Annotated in this window: 22 protein-coding genes and 1 pseudogene; all 23 read right to left on the bottom strand. The window is 38.3% G+C overall.

Translation table 11 applies throughout. From position 1 onward, the window contains the following. Positions 1-251: 251 nt before the first annotated feature. The 23 genes and pseudogenes from CM240_RS03460 to CM240_RS03355 all read right to left on the bottom strand — a co-directional run bounded on the left by CM240_RS03460 (position 252) and on the right by CM240_RS03355 (position 20,641). Positions 252-1,394: a hypothetical protein gene (locus tag CM240_RS03460; RefSeq protein WP_044036492.1), complete on the bottom strand. Its 1,143-nt coding sequence runs from the start codon at positions 1,392-1,394 to the stop codon at positions 252-254. 13 nt (positions 1,395-1,407) lie between these two features. Beyond that, the gene (locus CM240_RS03455) at positions 1,408-1,833 is read right to left on the bottom strand and encodes a hypothetical protein (RefSeq protein ID WP_044036491.1); all 426 of its coding nucleotides are present in this window, start codon (positions 1,831-1,833) and stop codon (positions 1,408-1,410) included. A gap of 24 nt (positions 1,834-1,857) precedes the next feature. Next, complete coding sequence (locus tag CM240_RS17955) at positions 1,858-2,853, bottom strand: hypothetical protein (RefSeq protein ID WP_242838489.1); 996 nt, start codon at positions 2,851-2,853, stop codon at positions 1,858-1,860. Next, positions 2,850-3,608 carry a hypothetical protein gene (locus tag CM240_RS03445; RefSeq protein WP_044036489.1) on the bottom strand — a complete coding sequence of 253 codons (759 nt, stop codon included), beginning with the start codon at positions 3,606-3,608 and terminating at the stop codon, positions 2,850-2,852. Before CM240_RS03445 ends, CM240_RS17955 begins: the two co-directional genes overlap by 4 nt. 29 nt (positions 3,609-3,637) lie before the next feature. Beyond that, positions 3,638-3,877 carry a single-stranded DNA-binding protein gene (locus CM240_RS03440; protein ID WP_044036487.1) on the bottom strand — a complete coding sequence of 80 codons (240 nt, stop codon included), beginning with the start codon at positions 3,875-3,877 and terminating at the stop codon, positions 3,638-3,640. Between the two features lie 141 nt (positions 3,878-4,018). Continuing rightward, positions 4,019-5,584: a recombinase family protein gene (locus CM240_RS03435; RefSeq protein WP_044036485.1), complete on the bottom strand. Its 1,566-nt coding sequence runs from the start codon at positions 5,582-5,584 to the stop codon at positions 4,019-4,021. Beyond that, complete coding sequence (locus CM240_RS03430) at positions 5,574-6,002, bottom strand: recombinase family protein (protein WP_044036483.1); 429 nt, start codon at positions 6,000-6,002, stop codon at positions 5,574-5,576. The genes CM240_RS03435 and CM240_RS03430 overlap by 11 nt, the downstream gene beginning before the upstream one ends. Before the next feature lie 5 nt (positions 6,003-6,007). Further along, on the bottom strand, positions 6,008-7,567 hold the full coding sequence (locus CM240_RS03425) for a recombinase family protein (RefSeq protein WP_044036482.1): 1,560 nt from the start codon (positions 7,565-7,567) through the stop codon (positions 6,008-6,010). A gap of 52 nt (positions 7,568-7,619) precedes the next feature. Next, a complete protein-coding gene (locus CM240_RS03420; RefSeq protein ID WP_044036480.1) occupies positions 7,620-7,850 on the bottom strand; it encodes an SHOCT domain-containing protein in 231 nt (76 codons plus the stop codon). A gap of 132 nt (positions 7,851-7,982) precedes the next feature. Then, positions 7,983-8,684 carry an N-acetylmuramoyl-L-alanine amidase gene (locus CM240_RS03415; protein ID WP_044036478.1) on the bottom strand — a complete coding sequence of 234 codons (702 nt, stop codon included), beginning with the start codon at positions 8,682-8,684 and terminating at the stop codon, positions 7,983-7,985. Continuing rightward, positions 8,681-9,091, bottom strand: coding sequence for a phage holin family protein (locus CM240_RS03410; RefSeq protein WP_044036476.1), 411 nt, complete (start codon positions 9,089-9,091; stop codon positions 8,681-8,683). Before CM240_RS03410 ends, CM240_RS03415 begins: the two co-directional genes overlap by 4 nt. 82 nt (positions 9,092-9,173) lie before the next feature. After that, positions 9,174-11,645 (bottom strand): glycosyl hydrolase family 18 protein, encoded by a 2,472-nt coding sequence (locus CM240_RS03405; RefSeq protein WP_044036474.1) that lies wholly within the window; start codon positions 11,643-11,645, stop codon positions 9,174-9,176. Beyond that, the gene (locus tag CM240_RS03400) at positions 11,642-12,223 is read right to left on the bottom strand and encodes a hypothetical protein (protein WP_044036472.1); all 582 of its coding nucleotides are present in this window, start codon (positions 12,221-12,223) and stop codon (positions 11,642-11,644) included. Before CM240_RS03400 ends, CM240_RS03405 begins: the two co-directional genes overlap by 4 nt. A 9-nt stretch (positions 12,224-12,232) precedes the next feature. Beyond that, positions 12,233-12,427, bottom strand: a complete 195-nt coding sequence (locus CM240_RS03395) for a hypothetical protein (protein ID WP_009052876.1) — start codon at positions 12,425-12,427, stop codon at positions 12,233-12,235. A gap of 15 nt (positions 12,428-12,442) precedes the next feature. After that, the gene (locus tag CM240_RS03390; RefSeq protein WP_044036469.1) at positions 12,443-14,965 is read right to left on the bottom strand and encodes a phage tail spike protein; all 2,523 of its coding nucleotides are present in this window, start codon (positions 14,963-14,965) and stop codon (positions 12,443-12,445) included. Between the two features lie 4 nt (positions 14,966-14,969). Next, on the bottom strand, positions 14,970-15,743 hold the full coding sequence (locus CM240_RS03385) for a distal tail protein Dit (RefSeq protein WP_044036467.1): 774 nt from the start codon (positions 15,741-15,743) through the stop codon (positions 14,970-14,972). Between the two features lie 13 nt (positions 15,744-15,756). Beyond that, entirely contained in the window at positions 15,757-18,315 is a 2,559-nt protein-coding gene (locus tag CM240_RS03380) for a phage tail protein (RefSeq protein ID WP_044036465.1), read from the bottom strand. A gap of 26 nt (positions 18,316-18,341) precedes the next feature. Further along, positions 18,342-18,533 (bottom strand): annotated as a pseudogene (locus tag CM240_RS18190) (hypothetical protein); the annotation flags it as partial. Then, entirely contained in the window at positions 18,530-18,913 is a 384-nt protein-coding gene (locus CM240_RS03375; RefSeq protein WP_044036464.1) for a hypothetical protein, read from the bottom strand. The gene CM240_RS03375 and the pseudogene CM240_RS18190, both read right to left, overlap by 4 nt. 12 nt (positions 18,914-18,925) lie before the next feature. Further along, the gene (locus tag CM240_RS03370) at positions 18,926-19,528 is read right to left on the bottom strand and encodes a major tail protein (RefSeq protein WP_044036462.1); all 603 of its coding nucleotides are present in this window, start codon (positions 19,526-19,528) and stop codon (positions 18,926-18,928) included. Positions 19,529-19,531: 3 nt separating this feature from the next. After that, entirely contained in the window at positions 19,532-19,885 is a 354-nt protein-coding gene (locus CM240_RS03365; protein WP_044036460.1) for a hypothetical protein, read from the bottom strand. Continuing rightward, positions 19,882-20,313, bottom strand: coding sequence for an HK97-gp10 family putative phage morphogenesis protein (locus tag CM240_RS03360; RefSeq protein WP_009052883.1), 432 nt, complete (start codon positions 20,311-20,313; stop codon positions 19,882-19,884). Before CM240_RS03360 ends, CM240_RS03365 begins: the two co-directional genes overlap by 4 nt. After that, positions 20,306-20,641 carry a head-tail adaptor protein gene (locus CM240_RS03355; protein WP_044036458.1) on the bottom strand — a complete coding sequence of 112 codons (336 nt, stop codon included), beginning with the start codon at positions 20,639-20,641 and terminating at the stop codon, positions 20,306-20,308. Before CM240_RS03355 ends, CM240_RS03360 begins: the two co-directional genes overlap by 8 nt. Between the last annotated feature and the right edge of the window lies 1 nt (position 20,642).

Raw genomic sequence — 20,642 nt, 5'->3', positions numbered from 1 at the left:
TAAACCATAATTTTAGAAAAATAAAAGTTTCCATTATAAATTTTCTGTTAATATATATAACAAGAAAATTTTACTGATGGAAACCTTTTATTTTACCTATTTTCAAAGCTATATTATTTTTCTTTTCTTGATATTAAAACCACGTTCTCTACATGCAACGAGCGAGGTGGATTGATGTCTTTTACATTGTCGGTAGTCGGAAACACGTCAAAGGCTCTTTTTGCACTATCGGTAGGCGGGAACATTTCGACCTAATCTTTGCAAATAATAATAGTACCTTCCATAGCATAATAATTTAATGTCACTCGGGGATATTCATTTGCGAAGTTTAAAATATACCTATGATATTCTTCAATACCACATGGATGAACTTCAAAAACTCTATAAAACTCATTTGTCTCTAATCCATTTTTTAGCTCTGCATACCCCACTATGCCATCTTCTTCGCTGCCTTTTTTCCTTATAAAAATCTTTTTAATTCTAAAATCAAAACTATATATCTCATCATTTGGTTTTACTAACAACGGTAATACTTTTATTTCATTAGGTAGCTCATTTATGTCATTCTGAACATCAATAAAAAATGATATATATTCAACAGCATGAGATTGAGCATTTTCTTTAATAACCTGCTTGAAAGTAATGTTTTGAATTCTTTGACTATTATTTAGACAATTTGGCAACTGATTCTTAACCTCAGTAAGAATAGCTTCTGCAGTTTGTTGAACATAATCATTTACTTCTTTAACCTTATCCAAAGCATTCACCATCGGATAAAGTGTACCATCATATACGAAATCTTTAATAAAGAACTCATCTTTAGAACCTAAAAGAAAGCTGGTCTTAATCGTAACAAGAATTGTCTTTATATGCTTAATGTAGTTATCAAAAGCTTGCAAATATAAAAATGTTGGATTAATTTTATTCGCATCCAATAATACCTTTAACTTTGAAAATGATGCAACAGTGCCTAGCTTTCTGTTTACTTTTCCTATTAACCGCCTATCCGTAATATCAAAGGATTCATCGCCAAACAAAGCAGCATTAATAATTTGAAACATGATGTCCATACTCATTCTAGCATAGTGAAAAAACTCTACTATGGTTTTCCTTAAAAATATACCATCATCAATAGTTAAACCTGCAATTTTTAGATCTGTACAATGCAAGTCACTTTCCTTTACTGATGCCGAACCGGTTTCAATTGCCTGTTGTAAAATCTTTGACTGTTGTGTTTTTAACGAATCCACTCTGTTTTTATGAACATTTACTAACAGTTGGTATGACAGTTCCATATAAGAGAGCATCTCTCTTAAACTATCAATATATTGCCATGTGTCATATACTTTTTGATGTGCCAATTCTTTTTGAAACTCTTTAAGATTTAAGCTCATTTTATATTTCCTCCTATTCGCATCCATCAAATATAAATAATTGGTTAATCGGCAAGTATCTCCTTAAAAATCTTGTTATATCAATATCTCCAACAGTCACTCCACCGCAAAGTGAACCTTTGAAAGTATGTACCTCACCTTTGGTATCTGTAATGGTCATTTCCCAAGTTCCTATATCGGTAGCATAGCAAGTCAATTGATCACTATCTAGATACTGGGAGAAAAGCTCCAATATTTTCTTTACTGCGGATTTCCCTATATTAAACTGTTGCTTTCTAGAAATCTCGAACCGACCAAAACCATTTCCATATTTATATCCTGTAAACCATATGCCACCATTAGCAGATATGGTCAAATGCTGTTCTACTTCGTCATCAGGAAGTGGTTCTGGACCGAAGCATATATTATTTGAAATAATTCTTACTTTTTGTATCTGCAATTGGAACACCTCCTCCGTAACTACTTAATACTTCTTCGGAAACTTTTCTTTTCCAAGCTGCCATAGGTATTTGTCTATGTCTTTTAGGTTATAGGATTCAAGATTATAAAACTTACTGAATTCCAGCAATATTTTTTTGAATTTAACATAGTCCTTTAGGTCGTGATTACTAAAACTATAAAATCCATCAACATCCCGAAAATAACGAAGAAGCCTATCTACATAACTGTCATAGATAGGGAAGTTCAGGGGTTTATGATGGCTACAATATTTTGTTGCAAAGGAATAAAAATTTTTTACCGTACCGTTATCCATATCGACTCTTGCTATTTCATTTACTAAAGTAACATCACCCGCCGCCAGTCTTTCATCAATATCTAAATCGATGATGTGCTTTGCTACTTTAAATGGTGAGAATATATTTGTACTGTAAAAGTCATTTAAGACCGATACTTTTACAAGAACATCATCTATATCTTTATTGTCAGGGTAAGTCTGGTAAAAGAGTTTGTTTAAAGCACTTTCCTGTAATGCGTAGTTTTCTAATTGCTCCCAAGCTAATAAATACCTATCCACTTCCTCACAACTTGGCCGCAATACATCAGGTCTTGCGTCTTTTGATTTTTTGGTTCTAGGAACTTTTTCAATAACCATTTTTTCAATCTTGGGAGGCTGATTTGTCTTAGCAAATTCTATGTAGCCATCCACACTTCCATAGGTATTATCGATAAATTCCTTAAATATTTTGAATGTACGCATATAGCCATAAGAATTCATTCTAGGGTTCTTGTGGGATTTCTCATTGCTGAACTTAATTTCTAATAGTTCACGTGCTTTTCTTAAAGAATTATCGTCAATAAATATATCCCAAAAATCCATGCCAATGTCATGGCGATAAGGATAAAAGGAATCACTGTAAATTACACTTTTATCTTTCAGATGTTTATAGTTATCATTTAAATATTTCTTGAACTGCTTCCTTAGTGCTTCTATATGTGAATTGCTGATTCTATTCTTCAATTTTTCTCACCCTCAGCAAGTCTTAAAGTATAACTACTGCCTTTCTTTTCTTTAATAATCTTTCCATCTTTAGCAAGCCCATCTACCGCCTTACGTATAGTGGCTTGTGGTACCTCGGGAATTAACGGGTAAAGTTTCCGTTGAGAAATACCATTATCGTTACTAATAATATCTAATAAAATCGTATCAAGCCGACTCTCTTTCTCAAAACGAATTTTGTATGTATCATAATTTTCTGTAAGCTCTATAAGGTAATCCTTAGTGCTTTGAATGTAACTAAAACAAGGATCTTTAGAATTGTGACAGTGTTCCCACATATCATCAAAATAGATTTGACCGCCTTTACTCTTTTTATAACAGTAATTCCTAAAAGCTTCGAAAGCATCTATAGCTTTATGACATTGCTCAATATTCTTATCTATAGAATCCAGCGTACCTACTTTAGCTGTCTCAGAATATATGGCATCCTCATATTTCTGGATTGCCGATGCCCATTTTTGTGAGAAATTAAATGACAACTCTTCTTCCTTTTCTGTTCTGTGGAACTTTGGATTTATACTTTTTTTCTCATCGGCTATAGCTTTTTTCAAATCATGCTCTAATTGATCTACAGAAGTCCTACCTGTCTGCAAGATTTCTTTATTCCCGCTTATTGCTGCTTGAACTTTATCATCATACTCAGCTTTCTTCTTATTACAGCGATTACAAACTCCATCTTTCCACTTGTGACCAAACAGCCTACATATTAATGACAAAACGATCCCCCCCCTCATGAATAGTTAAATTATTTACAAACCTTTTCGTACCTCTGCTGGTTAGATGAGGTCTTTTCAACTGCTTTTATATTACCTTCCATTTTATTTACGTAGTTTAAAAATAAAGTCCCAAGCAGAAGTCGATCCTTTCTGGGTATTCTATTCCATACATAACCCTTGAACAGGTCTTTAACAAGAAAGACTTCACCTTCATTCAAGTTTTCAGTTTCCTTAATAGCTTCTTCTAGTAGCTCATTAACATCACTCATGTTGTCATCTCCTTATCAATAACAATATCAACAACATTGTTAATAAGATTATATGCCTTTTACCAATTCCAGTCAATAAAAAGAAAACCACCAATCAAGAGAATATATCTCCTGAATGGTGGTCATTTATGAAGGCTATGTTTATACATCTACTTCTACACCAGATTTAAATTCAATAGTTAGTTTATCATCATAAACCGTTATTTTCTCTATAAGTCTCCTTACTAGTTGCTCATCATACTCCTCAAGGAGGGTGGATTGTTCATTTAGGAACTTTTCCATATCTTCTAGTCTTTGCTTGGAGCCTTTTTTGCCAGCTTCTTCTGCTAAAGCCTTATGTCTTTCCTCTCTGAGCCTGTAAATCTCATCGGCTATATCGTTATAATCCTCTTTGGAATTGGCCAGTCTCAAAAGGTCTTTTTGTAATTCCTCTAGCTTTTTATCTATCTCGGAAACAACATTATTGCCCGTTTCACTTATCACTGTTTCTATATTTTCCTTTAAGATAGTTAAAAAGCCATCCTTTTGCCCTATTAGTTTATTAATTGCCTCTACCGTAGCAATACCTATCATATCCTCCAGCACGGTTCGGGAATGACAAGTTAACCCTGTATTCTCAAGTCTACTGACGCATCTCCAAACAATCGATTTTTTACCTCGGTTATTCCAATGAACTCTACGGTATATTTCGCCACACTCACCACAGAAGATAATTTGCGAAAATACATGATTTGAACTAAAGTTTCTTTTCTTTCCACTAGTACTTATATGTCCTCTACTTCTACGAACTAACTCTTCTTGTACCTGCATGAAAATTTCACGCGGGATAATGGCTTCATGGTTATTCTCTACATAATACTGAGGTACGATTCCGTTATTCACAACCCTCTTTTTTGTAAGAAAATCTACCGTATAAGTTTTTTGGAGCAGTGCATCACCAATGTATTTTTCATTGCTTAATATTTTCCTTATAGTACTGGTATGCCACCTTTTTTTCCCCGCACCTGTAAGTATGCCATCAGCTTCAAGTCCTTTTTTGATTTTATCCATACTTGAGCCTTCAAGATACTCTCGGTAAATCCTTTTGACTATTTCAGCTTCCTCCGGTACAATTACTAATCGCTTATTTTCATCTTTGGTATATCCTAAAAACCTAGAACAATTGACCATTACCTCTCCCTGTTGGTATCGGTATTGATAGCCAAGCTTTACATTCTGGCTTAATGACTGGCTCTCTTGTTGCGCTAAGGATGCCATAATGGTAAGCATAATTTCACCTTTGGCATCCAGTGTATTGATATTTTCTTTCTCAAAATATACCGCTACATTTTTATCTTTAAGTTTCCTGATGTATTGTAGACAGTCCAAGGTATTTCTAGCAAATCGGCTTATTGATTTGGTAATAACCATATCAATTTTCCCAGCCATACACTCATCAATCATTCGATTAAATTCGTCGCGATTTTTTGTATTTGTGCCGCTGATACCATCATCAGCAAAGATCCCTGCAAATTCCCACTCTGAATTCTTCTTAATAAACTCTGTATAGTGTTCAATCTGCACTTCGTAACTACTAGCCTGCTCATCACTATCTGTAGAAACTCGGCAATAAGCAGCGACCCGAAGTTTTGGTGTTTCATCTTCTTTTCGATTGTTGCCTACACGTTTTATTGCAGGTATAATCATTACATTTTTATTAGCTGCCATCTTGCTGCACCTCACTTTCTATTAAGCTGTATACATATTCCGCTTGTGTAAAAGGATTTGTATGCTTCTGAATTACTTGTCCTATGGTAAAATTCTTAGAAATAGTAGGTTTATCTTCTGTCTTGGGTTCAAAGATTCTACCTAGCTTTTTTGCTCTCTTTACCCTCTCTGCTTCTGCTTTTTCGTAGGTTTCTTTATCAATGATGGCAGGGTAATAATCATCACCAAGATAACGTTCATTTCTTAGCATCCTTCCAGCAGTTCCATGATAAGCATCTATTCCAGCAGACTTTGCCGCAACCGATAAGGAAAGGCCTGATAAGTAACCCTTATACAAATTCCTAACCTTTTCAGCTTTTTCTTCATCAATAACTGCTATTCCATTCTCTATCCTATAGCCATAAGGCGTATGTGCCACTTTTCTCACATCCTTTCCCTTAGTGTGATTCCACATTTCAGAACGAAACCTATCTCTACCCTTGAGTAAACGATAATTTTTTCAATATAATCATTGAAAATTTGCTCGCTAAAGGTATCTATCATTTCAGCCTTATTTGTAAACTTTATTAAGTTACTGACTTCCTGCACCTTTGATAATTCTCCATTTAAAGCATGAATTAAAGCTTCTTTTTGCCCCATATAATTATCTGCTTCCATTTGCAGTTCATTGTTTTCTCTGTTAAAAAGGGCAGGTTCTAGATAACCCTTTGCCATAAGCTTTACAAGCAGTTCTCTCTGTTCTGCATTTTTTTCAATTTGCTTCTCTAATTCCTGAATTCTTGAAAGGTTATCTGAGTTGCTCATTCCACGCAAAGCATCTAATAGTGGTTGTAGAATAAGTTTTCTTCCGAAAATCAGCTTGTTAATCATAGTAACAAAGGCCGTCTTTATATCCTCATCTCGAATAAACTGCATGGAACATTCTGTTATCTGCTTTAAGTGTTTACTACAACACCAGGCTACATATTTTCTTGTGCCGGATGAATGAATTCGTCTTTTAAAGGTGCTACCACATTCCGAGCAAATAATTTTTCCGGAGAAAGAATACCGGTTTTGGTACTTATCATTACGCTTTTCTATTCCCTTTTCTTTTGCCCTTTGATTTAAGGCAGCCTCTACTGCTTCAAACACTTCATGGCTGATAATTGCCTCATGGTGATTTTCTATTAAATATCTGTTTTTCTCACCATAATTGGTGCGCTTATTAAAACGGGAATCTGTATAGGTTTTTTGCAGTATAACATCCCCGGTATATTTCTCATTTTTTAGAATTCCTCGAATTGTTGTAGCAGTCCAACGACCACCTCTTTTAGAAGGGATACCCTTTTGATTAAGATCATCTGCTATTTTCTGTGTACCCTTGCCTGATAATACTTCTGCAAAAATATACTTCACAATTTCTGCTTGCTCAGGATTTACCACCATTTGACCGTCAATGTTGTCATAACCATATGGTGGGTATGAAATCTTAAAAGTTCCGTTCTGAAATCTCCTTTGAATTGCCCACTTGTTATTTTCCGAAATGGAGATTGACTCACTTTCTGCAAGCCCGCTTAATATAGAAAGCATCAGTTCACTTTCCATTGATTGGGTATTGATATTTTCTTTTTCGAAATAGATATAAATCCCAAGGTCCAACAGTTTACGAACCATCTCCAAACAATCCGTAGTGTTTCTTGCAAACCTACTAATGGACTTTGTAATAATTAAGTCAATCTTCTTGTTTTCACAATCTGACAGCATTCTTAGAAGTTCCGTTCGGTTTTCTTTTTTAGTGCCACTAATTCCCTGATCATAATACAAGCCAACATACTCCCATTCTGGGTTTGCCTTTATGTAAGTCTCATAATGGGATTTTTGTGCTTCTAGGCTCACTAACTGTTCATCACTGTCCGTAGAAACACGACAGTAAGCAGCTACTCGTAATTTGGGCTTGATAATTGATGTACCCTTATTCCCATCTATTTTTGTTATCTTTTTCATCGTCTCACCTCCTTTTTGGTAGGTCACATATTACCTCTGAACGCCCAGTATATCAAGGAATATCGGGCATTATCTGTGCTAACATAGGTGAGAAAGTTTCGCGGTTTAATAGCATAATTTTGTTGAACTCTTCCTTTGAAATAAGACCCTTATCAAGCATTTGATGTAATAGCTTTTCCGCCCTATAATAATCAAATTCTCTTTGAAGAGCCTCGGCACTTAGATATTTCCTTTTTGGATTTAATAGGTGATCCTGTTTATCTGTAATTTTAGTAATCTGCATATAGGTAACCTCCATTTCTACAGGTAGACCCCTGCACCTATATGCAAAAATCCCTAATGATTCGAACCCCTAAAGGTCAAAAAAAAAATGACCCGAAGAGCTATTACACTCCTCAGGTCATAGGTAAAAGTGTTAATCATACTTTATAAACGCATCCGTAAAGCCAGCCTTTTTCGCTTTGGCAAGCTGGGCCTCAGCATTGGCTTTGACGGAATAAGCACCGATTTGAACGCGGTAGTATTTCTTTTTCTCTGATTCTGCAGGTTTAGCTCCTTCACTTAGAAGTTTTTTCACATCTGCACGAAATGTGTCCATGCTCTTCCCATGCTTCGGAAACCAGTTTTTCGGATCCCCGTGATTACTTGCGATCCCTCTTTGGTAGCCTTCATAATGGCCAATGATATCTTTTTCAGTTAAGTTGTAGAGTTTGCAAAGGTACACACAAAGCTCTACCGCTTCCTTATAAACCGCATTAAAATACGTGGCATCGGTCAATCCGTCCTCGCATATTTCAAAGCCAATATGTGTATCATTTGCACTTCCTCCAGCATGCCACCCTCGATGGTCCCATGGCAGAGTTTGATAAGTGGCAATTGAACCATTCTTAAGCTTTCCAATGAAAGCATGGACGCAAACCTGTCTTCCGTCAGGTCTATCCTGATTCCAGTGATTATTGTACTGATTTACACCTAATAGACCATCATCCGGTCCAACGTATCTACGAAGATAAGGATTGTTGGCACCGGTGCTATGAACCATGATACCTTTCGGTGTAATCTTTTTTCCTGCCTTATAACATGCATTTTCAGTCAGAATAAGTTTTCTTAGATTCATTGTTCCTTACCTCCTTTATTATGCAACTGAACAAGAATATCTTTTAATTTTTCTGGTATTGGTAGTCCTAGCCGGCCAGCATTTTCTAGCATAGATACTCCTTCATTGGAGCAATAGAAAAAGATAATGGCAGTCCGGAGCACACTTCCATCTCCGATCAGGTTCGTATCAATCAAATGTCCAATTCCAACTAGAATAAAAATGAGCACTTTTTTAAAGATGCCCTTAAACCCTATTTCACTTGATAGCTTCTTTTCAACAATGGCACACATGACACCGGTGATATAATCAGCCACCATTAATGCCACTAATGCATATAAAAATCCATCAAAACCTCCTAAAAACCATCCCAAGAGTCCGCCAAGTACAGTAAATGCAGTTTGTATCCAACTCCAAATTTCCTTCATTATTTTTACCTCCTTCATGATTGGTGCATATATAAAAAGAGTGTCTGCATTATCGCAAACACTCTTGGTTCAGTGTGTTAATTTATATTTGTTTAGGTAAGGCTTCCCATAACCTCATATCCTCCTGTCCCAGAGACCATATCGCAATCCCCCTAAGCTTCCATCGATACGCTGCCTCATTTGCCCAATAGACTAGGCTATCCACGTCTTGGTAGTAAAGAATCGAGAAACCATCAGCATCCCCGAGAAATAGGCGCGAAATCCATACATTAATGTCCTTAGGCACAATCTTTACTGAATAGTCATTTCCACAGATCAATGATAAAAGCCCCGAGTGAAAGAAATCATAATCCATGGAAATATCCTGACTTCTTGTTGAAGCTTCCTCCACATCACTGTTAACTGTAAAAACCTGAAACTCACTATCCCATGTAACACCAGTTCTTTCTAGTCTCCCATACTCCGTTCTTGTTCCATCTGGGAAGATTACATCAAATCTTTCATAAGGTTCATAAGTCCAGGCATCTCCTAATCTTATTAATTCACATAGAATACGTCCATCAGATTGAACTCCGGCATAACCACCTGAATAACCATCAAGCGACGCTGTGAATCGCAAAACACTACTTGCTCCAGAATAAACCCTTACAGAATTACTACGTATCCTCATTTCAATGGTGTACATTCTTGGATTTGAGCGAAGATCTGATGATGGAGTTTTAGAAATTTCGGTTGCATAGCTTCCGATTAGAGTAGAACCATTATATAGTTCAATACGCTGTGAATTAATGTTTAAACAGCAAAAGATATCTCCACAAAAAATGCCTGCTCGGTCACTTCCATCTGAAGGAAAAGCTAATCTCGCTCTTAGATGGACATCTGAGAAACCATTATAATTCCACGCTAACCTCCCATGCCCATCAAGCTGTGAATAAGGGCGAGCAGCTGAATCATTCTTGTTCTGCCACACCTCCCACTCTCCGCTTAGTGTTGTCCAATAGCTGGATGGAAGCGGATTTTCATCTCTAAAGTCTTCATACCAAATTAGTGCTGAATCAGGCTTTCTACGAAGCACTTCAGTTGTCAATTTAAATCCTCGATCGGGCTGAACCATTAAACCGTTCACATCTTTAAACTTGCGAGGGGATAGCATGAAGTCAGCCTCTCCAGCAGTAGGTTCTTCAGTAAAGCTTGAACATACCCGAAATCCGTAGAACTGTACTCCTAGTACTGAGGAACTAACTGTGACAGTATGGGTTCCAGCTGAAAGAAATACACCCGAAGCCAAAGAGCTCCAGCAAGTTGTTCTCCAGTATGGCCACCATAACCTACTCTCACTAAATACCTTATTCATTCCGTCAAGCGAAACATGGATAGTATTCTTGTCCCAGAAAGGAAAAGAATAGCGAATGGCTACATCATAAAAACCAGCAGATTCTATTTCAAATTCGTAGTTGGCTTCACCTTCATCTCCAAGTGTAATAAATTGAGATGAAACTGATACACTACCAAAATAGTTATCAGGTGTTCCACCACTACGATCTACATAGATTGTGCCAAATTCAGTTTTTTGCTGCTTACTATAGGCGGTCAAATATCTGCGACGATTGTAGGATTCCTCAAGTAATGGGTATGTTCTTGAAACAGCATCCCAGCCTTCCATGTAGTCATACACATGGGGCAAGGCCCAAGGCACCTTATCATAATCATCCCAATATGCAATGATTGGTATCATTGGTTGTGGCGGCCCGTCATCAGTAAAGTTATATCCTCCAGTCATCCAAAGCTTTGCTGCATAATAAGTGTTTGAAATACCACGATATGTTATTCCAAGATTATCTGGTGTATCATGTATTCTCCAGTTCCAACCATAGGCGGGCAATCCCAAAAATATTTTTTCAGGACTCATAACCTGAACTGCATAATCATAAATACCTTCCAACCAATCCCTCGGAGATACCGGTCCCGGAGCAGAACCAGCCCATGCCATGCCATAACTCATAATCGCTGCCGTATCGCAGTACGGATTTAAGTCTTCATAGACACACCAATTTTCGCCACCAACCGAGCCTTGTACTCCCGTCATTCCCGGTAAACAAATATTAACGAGTTTAGAAGAATCATAGGCTTTGACAGTATTATATATGTCACGAAATAGGGCATTGGCAGCATCCTTGTTCTCGTAGCCACCTCCACGTTCCAAGTCTATATCAACCCCTGCACACCAAGGATACTTTTTCATAATGCGAATTATCTCAGTAAGAAATTTATCCTTCGCACCATTGGTATTATTTCTAAGGGCAGTAAAAATAGAAGCTGTACCATGATTCATAATAGTTAGTAGCCATTTGATATGAGACCAACGGTTAATATAGGTAAGCATACTGGATATGCTTGTTCCTGTTTCTGTTATTGTCCCGGTGATATCCACTTCAAAAGTAAAAATACCCACCGTATCAATTCGATCACCATAGTCTCGTAATGCTTGATACATGCGGGTATTCCCCATGAAACTCCAGACCATACAACGCTTACCTTTTAAATAGTCAATCAAAGGCGCTCACTTCCTTCCTGCATTTCTTGAAACTCAAATAATACCCGGGCTGATTTTCTGTCTTCTAGCTTTATCACATGTTTGCTATCACCGGATGCTGTATATTGAAAAAAACCTTCCTTTTCAGTTGGGTTTCCGTTCTTTAAACACTGTCTAGTTGATGCTAGTAGCGAAAAGGTATCACCTGGACTAACTGCCTCTTTAAATTTCACCTTGTGCGCCCCTGCTCCTTGAGACAATTGGATACTACCTGCAGCCATATTTTGGTTAGGATAAATATGACAGTCAAGACCAGTGGAAGTTGAACCCAGATTGAAGAGAATAATCGTCTCTCCGCTACGAACCACTCCGTTATAAAAGCGAACAGGAACTATTGTCTCACTCTCCCGATATTTTTGCAGCATGCTCTCTGTGTTAGTTGTATAACCGGTAAGGTGATTCCCTTCCTGTGCTTGAATATCAGTAAAATATACCGTGCCTGTACAATCTTCAAGAAGTAGATTCACTGTTACGCTTACTACTCGTTTATCCTCTTTACAATGAATCGTCTCGGTAAATCTGGTAAATGTAACTGACATTTGCACCACCTACCCATCCAGCGTCCATTGTATTTCTGACACATGACCAACCCAGCCCGTAGCAACAGAGCCACCTTGCAAAAGCATATCCGTAAAGAATACCTCACCAGTACAATCAGTAATGAAAAGACGGATGGTAAGCGACTTTATCTTGCCAAAACCTCTCGGTGTAATAGCATGAGCTGTCTGTGAAAAATAAGCCATAGCGCTACCTCCTTCCTAATATAGATCAATAAACCTAGTTTCTGTCGAACCGTCCTCATATTCAATAACAACTTCAATTCCAACTTTTCCGTTTGGCCCTTTCTGTAGGTTTTCCGATGCAATCTGCGCTGAAAATGTGTAACTCTTCCTACTTGCAGGATACACAGTCTGGGATAGACTTTTTGTCATTCCTAAAACTCCCTCAGCTTTAAAAGAAGCTGATCCTGATACACCATTATTAGGGTCCACTGTAAAGCCTGAACTAAGCCAATAGGTTAACCCATCATCAGCTCGTGAATTTCGTAGATGATTAAAAGGCACTAAGTCTTTTACTTCCTGACGGTCAAGAACATCAGCTGAAGATAAAATATCAGCAGCTTTATCCCAAACAGCAGATGAATCCCCTAGTTCTCTTAACGTTGTTGATAGCTCCAGCACTGTTTTCCATGGTTCTTGGAGATTATATTGTCTGCGTACCACACGAGTTTTGACAGATAAATTCAAATCTTTATCATCCACAGTTACTATATCACCTAGCTTCCATGCCTCATGCTCATAGCCTGTCAACACCGATAAATCCATAGCAGAAAGAACATATGAAATTCGTGGCTTTGCATACTGAGCTAAGCGCATATTAGCAAATTCGAGCAACTGATAGGGATTGCTAATTGATGAAGCATCCAGCGTTCCTACTCTAACTTCTGATGAATAGCTATAATCCTCAACATACTCCTTATTACCATTGATAGAAGCAAATGTCATACCATCTTTACCATAAGCATAAAGGCGAGTGATTAGACTTCTAGTATCCACTACGCGCTGTATACTTTTCATGTTCTTTCTATAGCAAAATAATGCCCCACTATCAGTACCTCCAAATGTCAAGAGATGTACCAAACGATTGGCACTATCGAAAATCAAGTCGCCTCCATGAATATTCTGTATTGTTCGTAGGATAGCTAATGCATTCTTTTCTGTTGATTGCCATGTACGTTTAGTATTTACAGTTACGTTTCCTAATGACCAGCCAGTATTAAGTAAGGCATAGCGCATAGGGACTTCTGGTGTCTCTGCAACAAATTCCATGGGTTCTTTTTCAGCACTAAAAGAAAGATCATAAAATGCTGCTTCCGCATATACTTGAGTTACAACTCTTCCATCGGAGCTTTTCTCATCTGTTATAGTTCGAATACGATAAACATCATTAACAATCTGCACCTGTTTTTCATTGTCTAATGTCTCTCGCTTGGAATCATGAAATGGCAGTTTAAACTCCAGAATATCAGCGCCATTTACTTCACTTGTTACTACAATATCAAAGGCATTTTCTAACACTGCTTCCCAAGCCCCGTTAGTATCCAACACAACTGGTCTTGCAAATCCAAGTCTCTCATAAGGAGGTTTTGGTATATCATGTAGTTGTATTTCAAGAAGTTTAGGAGTTCTACTGGTGTCTTGAGTAGATAATGTAATTCGATAACGAATATATTCTCTGTTTGGAGATTGTAATTCCCCACTTGTTCCAATAGCCTGCCATTCAGTCCAACTAGACAAATCATCTGATGTAGAAGTTTCAACTAAGCTTATCGATGTTATACCTGCAATGTATTCACTTGTAACTGATACTCTACCCGTTCCAGAAAGCCCACAGGCAGCTGCTATCGAATAAAACTGGCCACTTTGTGCATAGACTCCGCTTGTTGCTTTTAGTATGACAGAACCAGGGTCCACAAGAGCATCAACATCAGCAGTGCTGTCTCCACCGTTTGCCAAAATTGAAGATTTAAAATAGAAAATAAGATCCTCCATGGTAAGCGAAGAATCTTTTTCATAGAACCAGTCATCAAATCCTCCTGCGTAATAATAGGTATTTGCATGCATCCCCATCACAATGTCCGCAACACAGGATTGATTTAAGTCTCCCGTGAATGTTCGAACTGGAGATTGCCAGACAGCCCCATCACTTCGATCGCAAAGTAAGTTCTGTACCCTTTTGCTGTTTACCTCAATGATTGATGCAATAAAGTACCACCCGTTATTCTTTAGGGGAATAGTAGGTGTTTCTGTCTGGTCATATATCAGGGAGCCGGAAGAATTATACAGCATTAATCGCAACCTTCCCTGAAATAAAGAAACATAAAAAATTGGTTGGCCGGGGCCTTGTCTAGTATTGAAAATTGGGATATACGTCTGTCCCACAGAATAAGTAGTCGGGTTTATCCATCCACCAACAACAATCTTTTCACCTAAATCACTAAAAAAGCTACCGTCATTGGTAGCCACTAAATGCGTCTTTTCACTTGTTGGATTAATGATATTCTGCCTAAAATATCTTCCTAATCTACCAGATAATAAGTTGGCTGATGTGCCTGACCATCCTGATACAAAGAAGTTTCTGTTATGGCCAGAATCATCTGCAAGCATGTTATTGCTATCTGGTGCGGCTTCATTAAATCGCCAAAGAGCAACTGTCTTCTCGCTTACAGGAAACTCACCTGTAAAATCTGTCTGTGATGTTAAGATTGATTTAATTGCCACAAGCTCACCTCCATCTGCTTTTAGCCATAATCTTCAGCTCCGAAAATGTTGCTCCCACCACTGAAACTGTTATTTCATTTTCACCTTTGTGCAGTATAGGAAAGTTAAGTTCATCCAAGCCTGCAAGCCCATTTCTAAGTGTATTTCCGTTTGCATCGGTTATTTTTGCAGTTACTAATCCACTATCAATGACAAGCACTTCATCTGCTGCCAAAGCTCCAAACACTCGTAGCTCTTCGCCATTTGTCGTAATAGAGATGTAGGTGGATGATGAGCTGCTGATTGTCCCCTTAAGTTGATAAACCGGTTCTGAATCAGCATTCCCAGTTAACCTTTTAATTTCATGAGCACCAACACTTGAAATCGTAAATTGTTCATCTGTCAATGCATAGGCGTGTGGATCTGGACAAATAAATTTTAATTCAAAGGCTCCTGCAGTTCTAAGTAATCTTTCACAATCTACTTGTTCAGTAAGCCGAGCATAAAAGTATCGATCAGGAATATCCTCTAATACAAGCTGCTTAAGACCATTCATTGGATTAAGCCATTCTGCAATAGAATCTAAAACGCTTACTAAATCTGCAAAGCTCTTTTGAGGATATACATTACAGCTGATCGTTATGATCCGCTCTGAGCTATCACAACCAAAATCTGCAACTCCCGCCTTTCCTGGAACAATCTCATACGAGTTTCGTAGAGCGGGCGATGCCTGCCACCTTGTAAGTTTTGCTTTTACCTTCATATTTTTTGAATTGATACCATTATAAATGAAGCCCATACATCGCCCTCCTTTATGCAGTTATGAATCTTCCTTGTGCTCGTGATCCTGTCTGCATCAAATTGTATAGCTCCTGTGAAATCTTCCGAATGTCGTCCTCACTTCGAACAATCATCTGCTGTATCGTAATTAATGAACCTTCAAAAGTTCCATAGCTGCTACTAATGCCAGCTCCATTCATATTCAGATTGGAGTTGATGTCAAAATCAGTAGGGATAGCATTTTGCATATCCTTACTAACACTATTCATTGCTTTTTCAAAACCAACACCAATACCCTCTCCAAGGTTTTCGCCTATACCAGCAAATAATGTAGATGGTGAATGAATGCCAAAGAAATTTTTTATTTTATCGACAACACCACCAAAAAAGCCTGAAATTTTATCCCAAAGCCAGGCTCCAGCATCTGAGATACCCTGCCATAATCCTTTGATCAAATTGGTTCCAACCTGAGCCATTTGCCAAATTGAGCCTGTAAACCCTTTAACCAGTGCTGTAATAATTTGAGGTACAGCTTTTACAACCTCTACAATAATCGTTGGAAGGCTCTTAATCAGTGAAACTAACAGCATGATTCCCGCCTGAATAATCTGAGGTATGCTGCCAATAATAGCATTCACAAGAGAGGACACAATCTTTGGTATAGCAGTAATAACAGTCGAAATGATCTGTGGAAGATTTTGAACCAGTGCTACTAACAATTGCACTCCGGCATCAATAAACTGCGGAATTGAGCCCAACATCGCTGTTATTAGCCCGTCGACAATTTGCGGAATTGCTTCTACAATTACTGTGATGATTTCTGGTAAAGCTGAAATTAAAGATGTTAGAAGTTGAATACCCGCTTCGATTATTTGAGGTATTGCACCAATAATAAAATCTACTATCCCAGTAATAATGACCGGCAATGCTGCAATCAACACTGGAAGAGCATCCAAAATACCCTGAGTTAGTCCAAGTACAAGCTGAAGTGCCGCCTCTAGGATCATTGGTAGGTTATCCAAAAGTGCCTGCACAATTTGTATCACTGCTGATACCGCAGCCGGAATTAACTGTGGCAGTGCTTCTGCAATTCCACTGACAATAGTTCCGATCATTTGTACTCCTGCCGTAACAAGTGCTGGTAAAGTTTCAATGATTCCATTGACTAATGTCATCAGTAGTATGACAGCCGCCTCTGTTATCTTCGGTAATGCAGAGGTAAGTCCTTGAACTAGAGAAATAATTATTTGAGAAGCAATATCCACTACAATTGGCAACTGCTCAGAAATAAATTGAACTGCTTCTTCTAAGATTCCACCAAAAGCATCAATTAAGCCTTGAACACCATCTTTCTCAAAGGCTTGAGATAATTCATCAATCCAACCATTAACCATCGGAAGAACAGTTCCAGAAAGCATGGTTGTTAACCCTTCAGCAAGCTGCCCCTTTAACGAAGCAACTCCATCCTCAAGAGTTGCCATTTGCCCAGAAAAAGTTTTGGATTGTGCTTCCATTGAACCATAGAAACGCCCACCTTCTGATGTTGCTGATGCAAATGCCTCCGCGACCATGTCTACAGAAATTGCCCCTTTTGACATTTCCTCCTTGAGTTCACCGATGGATTTTCCGGTCTTACGTGAAATTTCCTCTAATGGGTTAAAGCCTGCATTTATCATTTGCATTAGGTCTTGCCCTGTTAACTTACCGGTTGAGGACATCTGTGCAAATGCTAAAGTTAAACTTTTGAATTTTTCGGCATCCCCCTGAGATATATCACCCAACTGTTTCATTCTTATTTGAGCTTCTTCTGCAGACATTCCAAAGCTCATAAGAGTTTGGGCTGATTGAGCAAGATCTTGCATTCCAAATGGAGTAGCCGCTGCTTCCTTTTTCAGATCATTCACTAACTTTTGTGCTTTTGCCTCATCGCCCAGCATGGTAGTAAACGATGCAGTATAACTTTCCATTTGAGCGTTGTATTCAACGCCATCCTTCATCGCACCCACAAATGCTTTTCCTATTCCCGCAATAGCCGAGCCTAATGCTTTTACTCCACCGATTATGGCATCTGATAGCAGATTTGCTTTAAGTACATCTCCCAAAACAGAGGTTTTCTTAGTGGCATCATCCATTTCATTGCCAACATCATCAACATTATCAGCAAGTTCATCGGCTGCATCAGCAGCATCTTCCATGTTGTCAGCACTTTCATCTGTAGCATCGGAATGATCACGCAAACTCTTATTGTTATTTTCAAGTTCTCGTTCCATGCCATTGAGCTCAGCCAAAGCTTTATTTAATTGAATCTGCCAATTTTGAGTTCTACGATCATTTTCTCCGAAAGAAGTGGAGGCATTATCTAGTGCAGATCGTAGTGTCTCTATCTTTTCTTTTTGTGCATCGATCGTTTTTTCTAATATTTCATTACGCGCTGTTAAGGCTTGGATGGACTTATCATTTTTATCAAACTGGGAGCTGATTAGAGCCATCTCACTACCTAAGACTTTAAATGCCTGGTTAATATCACGAAGTGCATTTTTAAATTCCTTTTCGCCTTCCACTCCGATTTTTAAACCGAAATTATCTGCCAAGATTACCTCCTCCTTTCGTTGAAAAATCAAATCCCATAAGGAATAATGTCATCGATATAAAGTTCCCGCTTCGGTTTTGACATCCCAAGGAACTGCTTATGACACTCCCATAAATCCATAAGCAAGCCAATAGGTGTAAGCCATGTTTCCTCTTCAGTGCGATTTAAATGAACAGTTCCGTAATATAAAAGCCGGGTAAAGAGTTCATTCTCATTTACCCGGTTTGCACGTTTTTTGAGTCATCTTCAGACTCAATATTCCTTTTTGTTCCCTTGAACATAGCTTCTGTTAGAGCACTCTTATATGTCGCTAGTTCCAAAGGAGAAGTAAGAAGCTCAACTTCTTCTTGAGTAAGAAGCGGCTTTTTGTTATCTGGATTTCGCAGGTTATGAATGAGCAGGCTCTGATTGGCCATTAAAGTTATCAGCCAGACTATTTCATCCAGTGCCATTTCGAAGTTCTCAGACTTCATCAATTTTTCACCCAAATTTTCAAGGCCACCATATCTACCCGCAATTTCTTTCGTGGCTTTAGTAGTAAGAATAAGTTCATACTCCTGCCCGCTAATATTAATCATTGCACTTCGTTCTTTATCCATTTCAATTCCCCCTTACTCTCCAATTCCACTAGAAGCTGCGAATGTGGGCTCATACACTTCGTTGAACCAGCTATTAATAACCGTTGAAGTTACCCCTTCATCACCCTCGTTAACTTCCGCCTTCCATGGATGCTTACCTTGACCATCTAGCTTATTTCTTCGAAGCACTGTTCCTTCGATAGTTGGGGTTGAAAAAGTGATACTATCGCCTTTTGTCGCTAAGTTTGTTGCAGGAATTCCAAACTTCACACGATACAGCCAAAAGTATCGGTATTTACCGTTTGCTTTTTGTGCTCTTAAGCCAATCGCAACTGGAGCTCCACCATCCTCACTGGTTGAGATGAGCACATGATTGTCATCAATGGTAGCTCCTGTTAAATCTCCGGCAGCTGCTACACCTATATCATCAATACCGAGTGTAAGGGTACCGCTTTTAAATTCTTTTACAATCTCAGCAGCACCATCATCTGCATAAAGAGTTGCCTCAGCAAGCTCAACGGAAAGTTCTGCACTGATTGCTTTTGCCAGAGGTTTCGGTGTTTCATAGGTTTCATCACCGTTTATGTCTTCAGTGATTTTTGCATAATAAAGCCTATCAAGACCTATCGTAGCCATTTCTTATTCCTCCATTTCCAATTGAAATTCATATGATTTAGCCACATCTATGGCATAATGGTGATAATCGGTATCATCCTCATGTCCGATGTATCGACGATCCGTTATCGTAAAATCCGCACCTAGAAGAGTGCGGACAATTGCATTTTTTATAGCTGTATAACTACCTTTAACAAATAAGGAAAGTCTGGCTTCCTGTACTTCATATCCTGGTGCATTATCAGCATGAACTTCGAATAAATCAATAAGTGGTGTAATTACAATATAAATATCAGGAGGAACACCAGAAAACCGTCCTGTCTCTACTGGAATATTGCACATATCTGCAATGAATTTGAGTTCATTTAATATACTCATAAGTTTTCTACCTCCTGCTCAAACCTTTTCTTCATAGCGTCAATACATGCTTTTCTTGACGCACTTCTTGCAGGCTTTAAAAATGGTTTTGGTGGCTGACCTGATTTTCCATATTCAATAATATTGGCTATCTTGGCATTACTTTCGCCATTTCTTCGTGGCTCCTTGAAACCCACCTTCACGTTAAAATTTCCATTCCTATCTACTTTTGCCGGAGACAGTCCCAGGGAATTGACAAGCTCACCAGTAGACCGACTTTTCTCTTTTGTTCCACTACCAACTACAGCTTTCAAATTTGACATTACCTTTTCTAAAACAATTTCTCCGCCTGACTCAAGTACTTTTGGAATAATTTCATCCGTCTTTTCTCCCAGTCTTGATAGTTTTAGAAGGAACTCCTCAGGCATTTTAACTTGTACTTTAGCCACTTGACCCCACCACCTTTTTTGCCAAAACTTCAATATATATGCCTCTGCCTTTTACATCTTCAACATTTGTAATCTCATAACGACCATCACTACACACAATCACCGTATTGGTAGACACCTCAACATCAGGTATCTTACGAAAGCAAAACAGAGCAGTCGCTTCAGAAAATACTGCTCGATTGGCCCATTTTTCATTACCATGACGTTCTTCTTTATAAGCACGAACAGAAGCAAGGATGATATCCTTAGATTTACCGAAACCTTCACTGTCTCTCGTTGTTTCAACGGATATGATATCAATAAAGGTGTTCATCTTACCAAAACTCACA

The organism is Clostridium bornimense, from assembly GCF_000577895.1.
Lineage (GTDB): Bacteria > Bacillota > Clostridia > Clostridiales > Clostridiaceae > Clostridium_AN > Clostridium_AN bornimense.
The sequence above is the reverse complement of the archived record's forward strand: the minus strand, read 5'-3'. Positions and strand labels throughout refer to the sequence as shown.

Excerpts from the sequence above, each read along its gene's own strand:
- CM240_RS03385 (WP_044036467.1), bottom strand. The coding sequence starts at position 15,743 with ATGGGCTTCATTTATAATGGTATCAATTCAAAAAATATGAAGGTAAAA.
- CM240_RS03400 (WP_044036472.1), bottom strand. The coding sequence starts at position 12,223 with ATGTCAGTTACATTTACCAGATTTACCGAGACGATTCATTGTAAAGAG.
- CM240_RS03460 (WP_044036492.1), bottom strand. The coding sequence starts at position 1,394 with ATGAGCTTAAATCTTAAAGAGTTTCAAAAAGAATTGGCACATCAAAAA.
- CM240_RS03440 (WP_044036487.1), bottom strand. The coding sequence starts at position 3,877 with ATGAGTGATGTTAATGAGCTACTAGAAGAAGCTATTAAGGAAACTGAA.
- CM240_RS03435 (WP_044036485.1), bottom strand. The coding sequence starts at position 5,584 with ATGGCAGCTAATAAAAATGTAATGATTATACCTGCAATAAAACGTGTA.
- CM240_RS03410 (WP_044036476.1), bottom strand. The coding sequence starts at position 9,091 with ATGAAGGAAATTTGGAGTTGGATACAAACTGCATTTACTGTACTTGGC.
- CM240_RS03370 (WP_044036462.1), bottom strand. The coding sequence starts at position 19,528 with ATGGCTACGATAGGTCTTGATAGGCTTTATTATGCAAAAATCACTGAA.
- CM240_RS03375 (WP_044036464.1), bottom strand. The coding sequence starts at position 18,913 with ATGGATAAAGAACGAAGTGCAATGATTAATATTAGCGGGCAGGAGTAT.
- CM240_RS03420 (WP_044036480.1), bottom strand. The coding sequence starts at position 7,850 with ATGCAGATTACTAAAATTACAGATAAACAGGATCACCTATTAAATCCA.
- CM240_RS03425 (WP_044036482.1), bottom strand. The coding sequence starts at position 7,567 with ATGAAAAAGATAACAAAAATAGATGGGAATAAGGGTACATCAATTATC.
- CM240_RS03365 (WP_044036460.1), bottom strand. The coding sequence starts at position 19,885 with ATGAGTATATTAAATGAACTCAAATTCATTGCAGATATGTGCAATATT.
- CM240_RS03415 (WP_044036478.1), bottom strand. The coding sequence starts at position 8,684 with ATGAATCTAAGAAAACTTATTCTGACTGAAAATGCATGTTATAAGGCA.
- CM240_RS03395 (WP_009052876.1), bottom strand. The coding sequence starts at position 12,427 with ATGGCTTATTTTTCACAGACAGCTCATGCTATTACACCGAGAGGTTTT.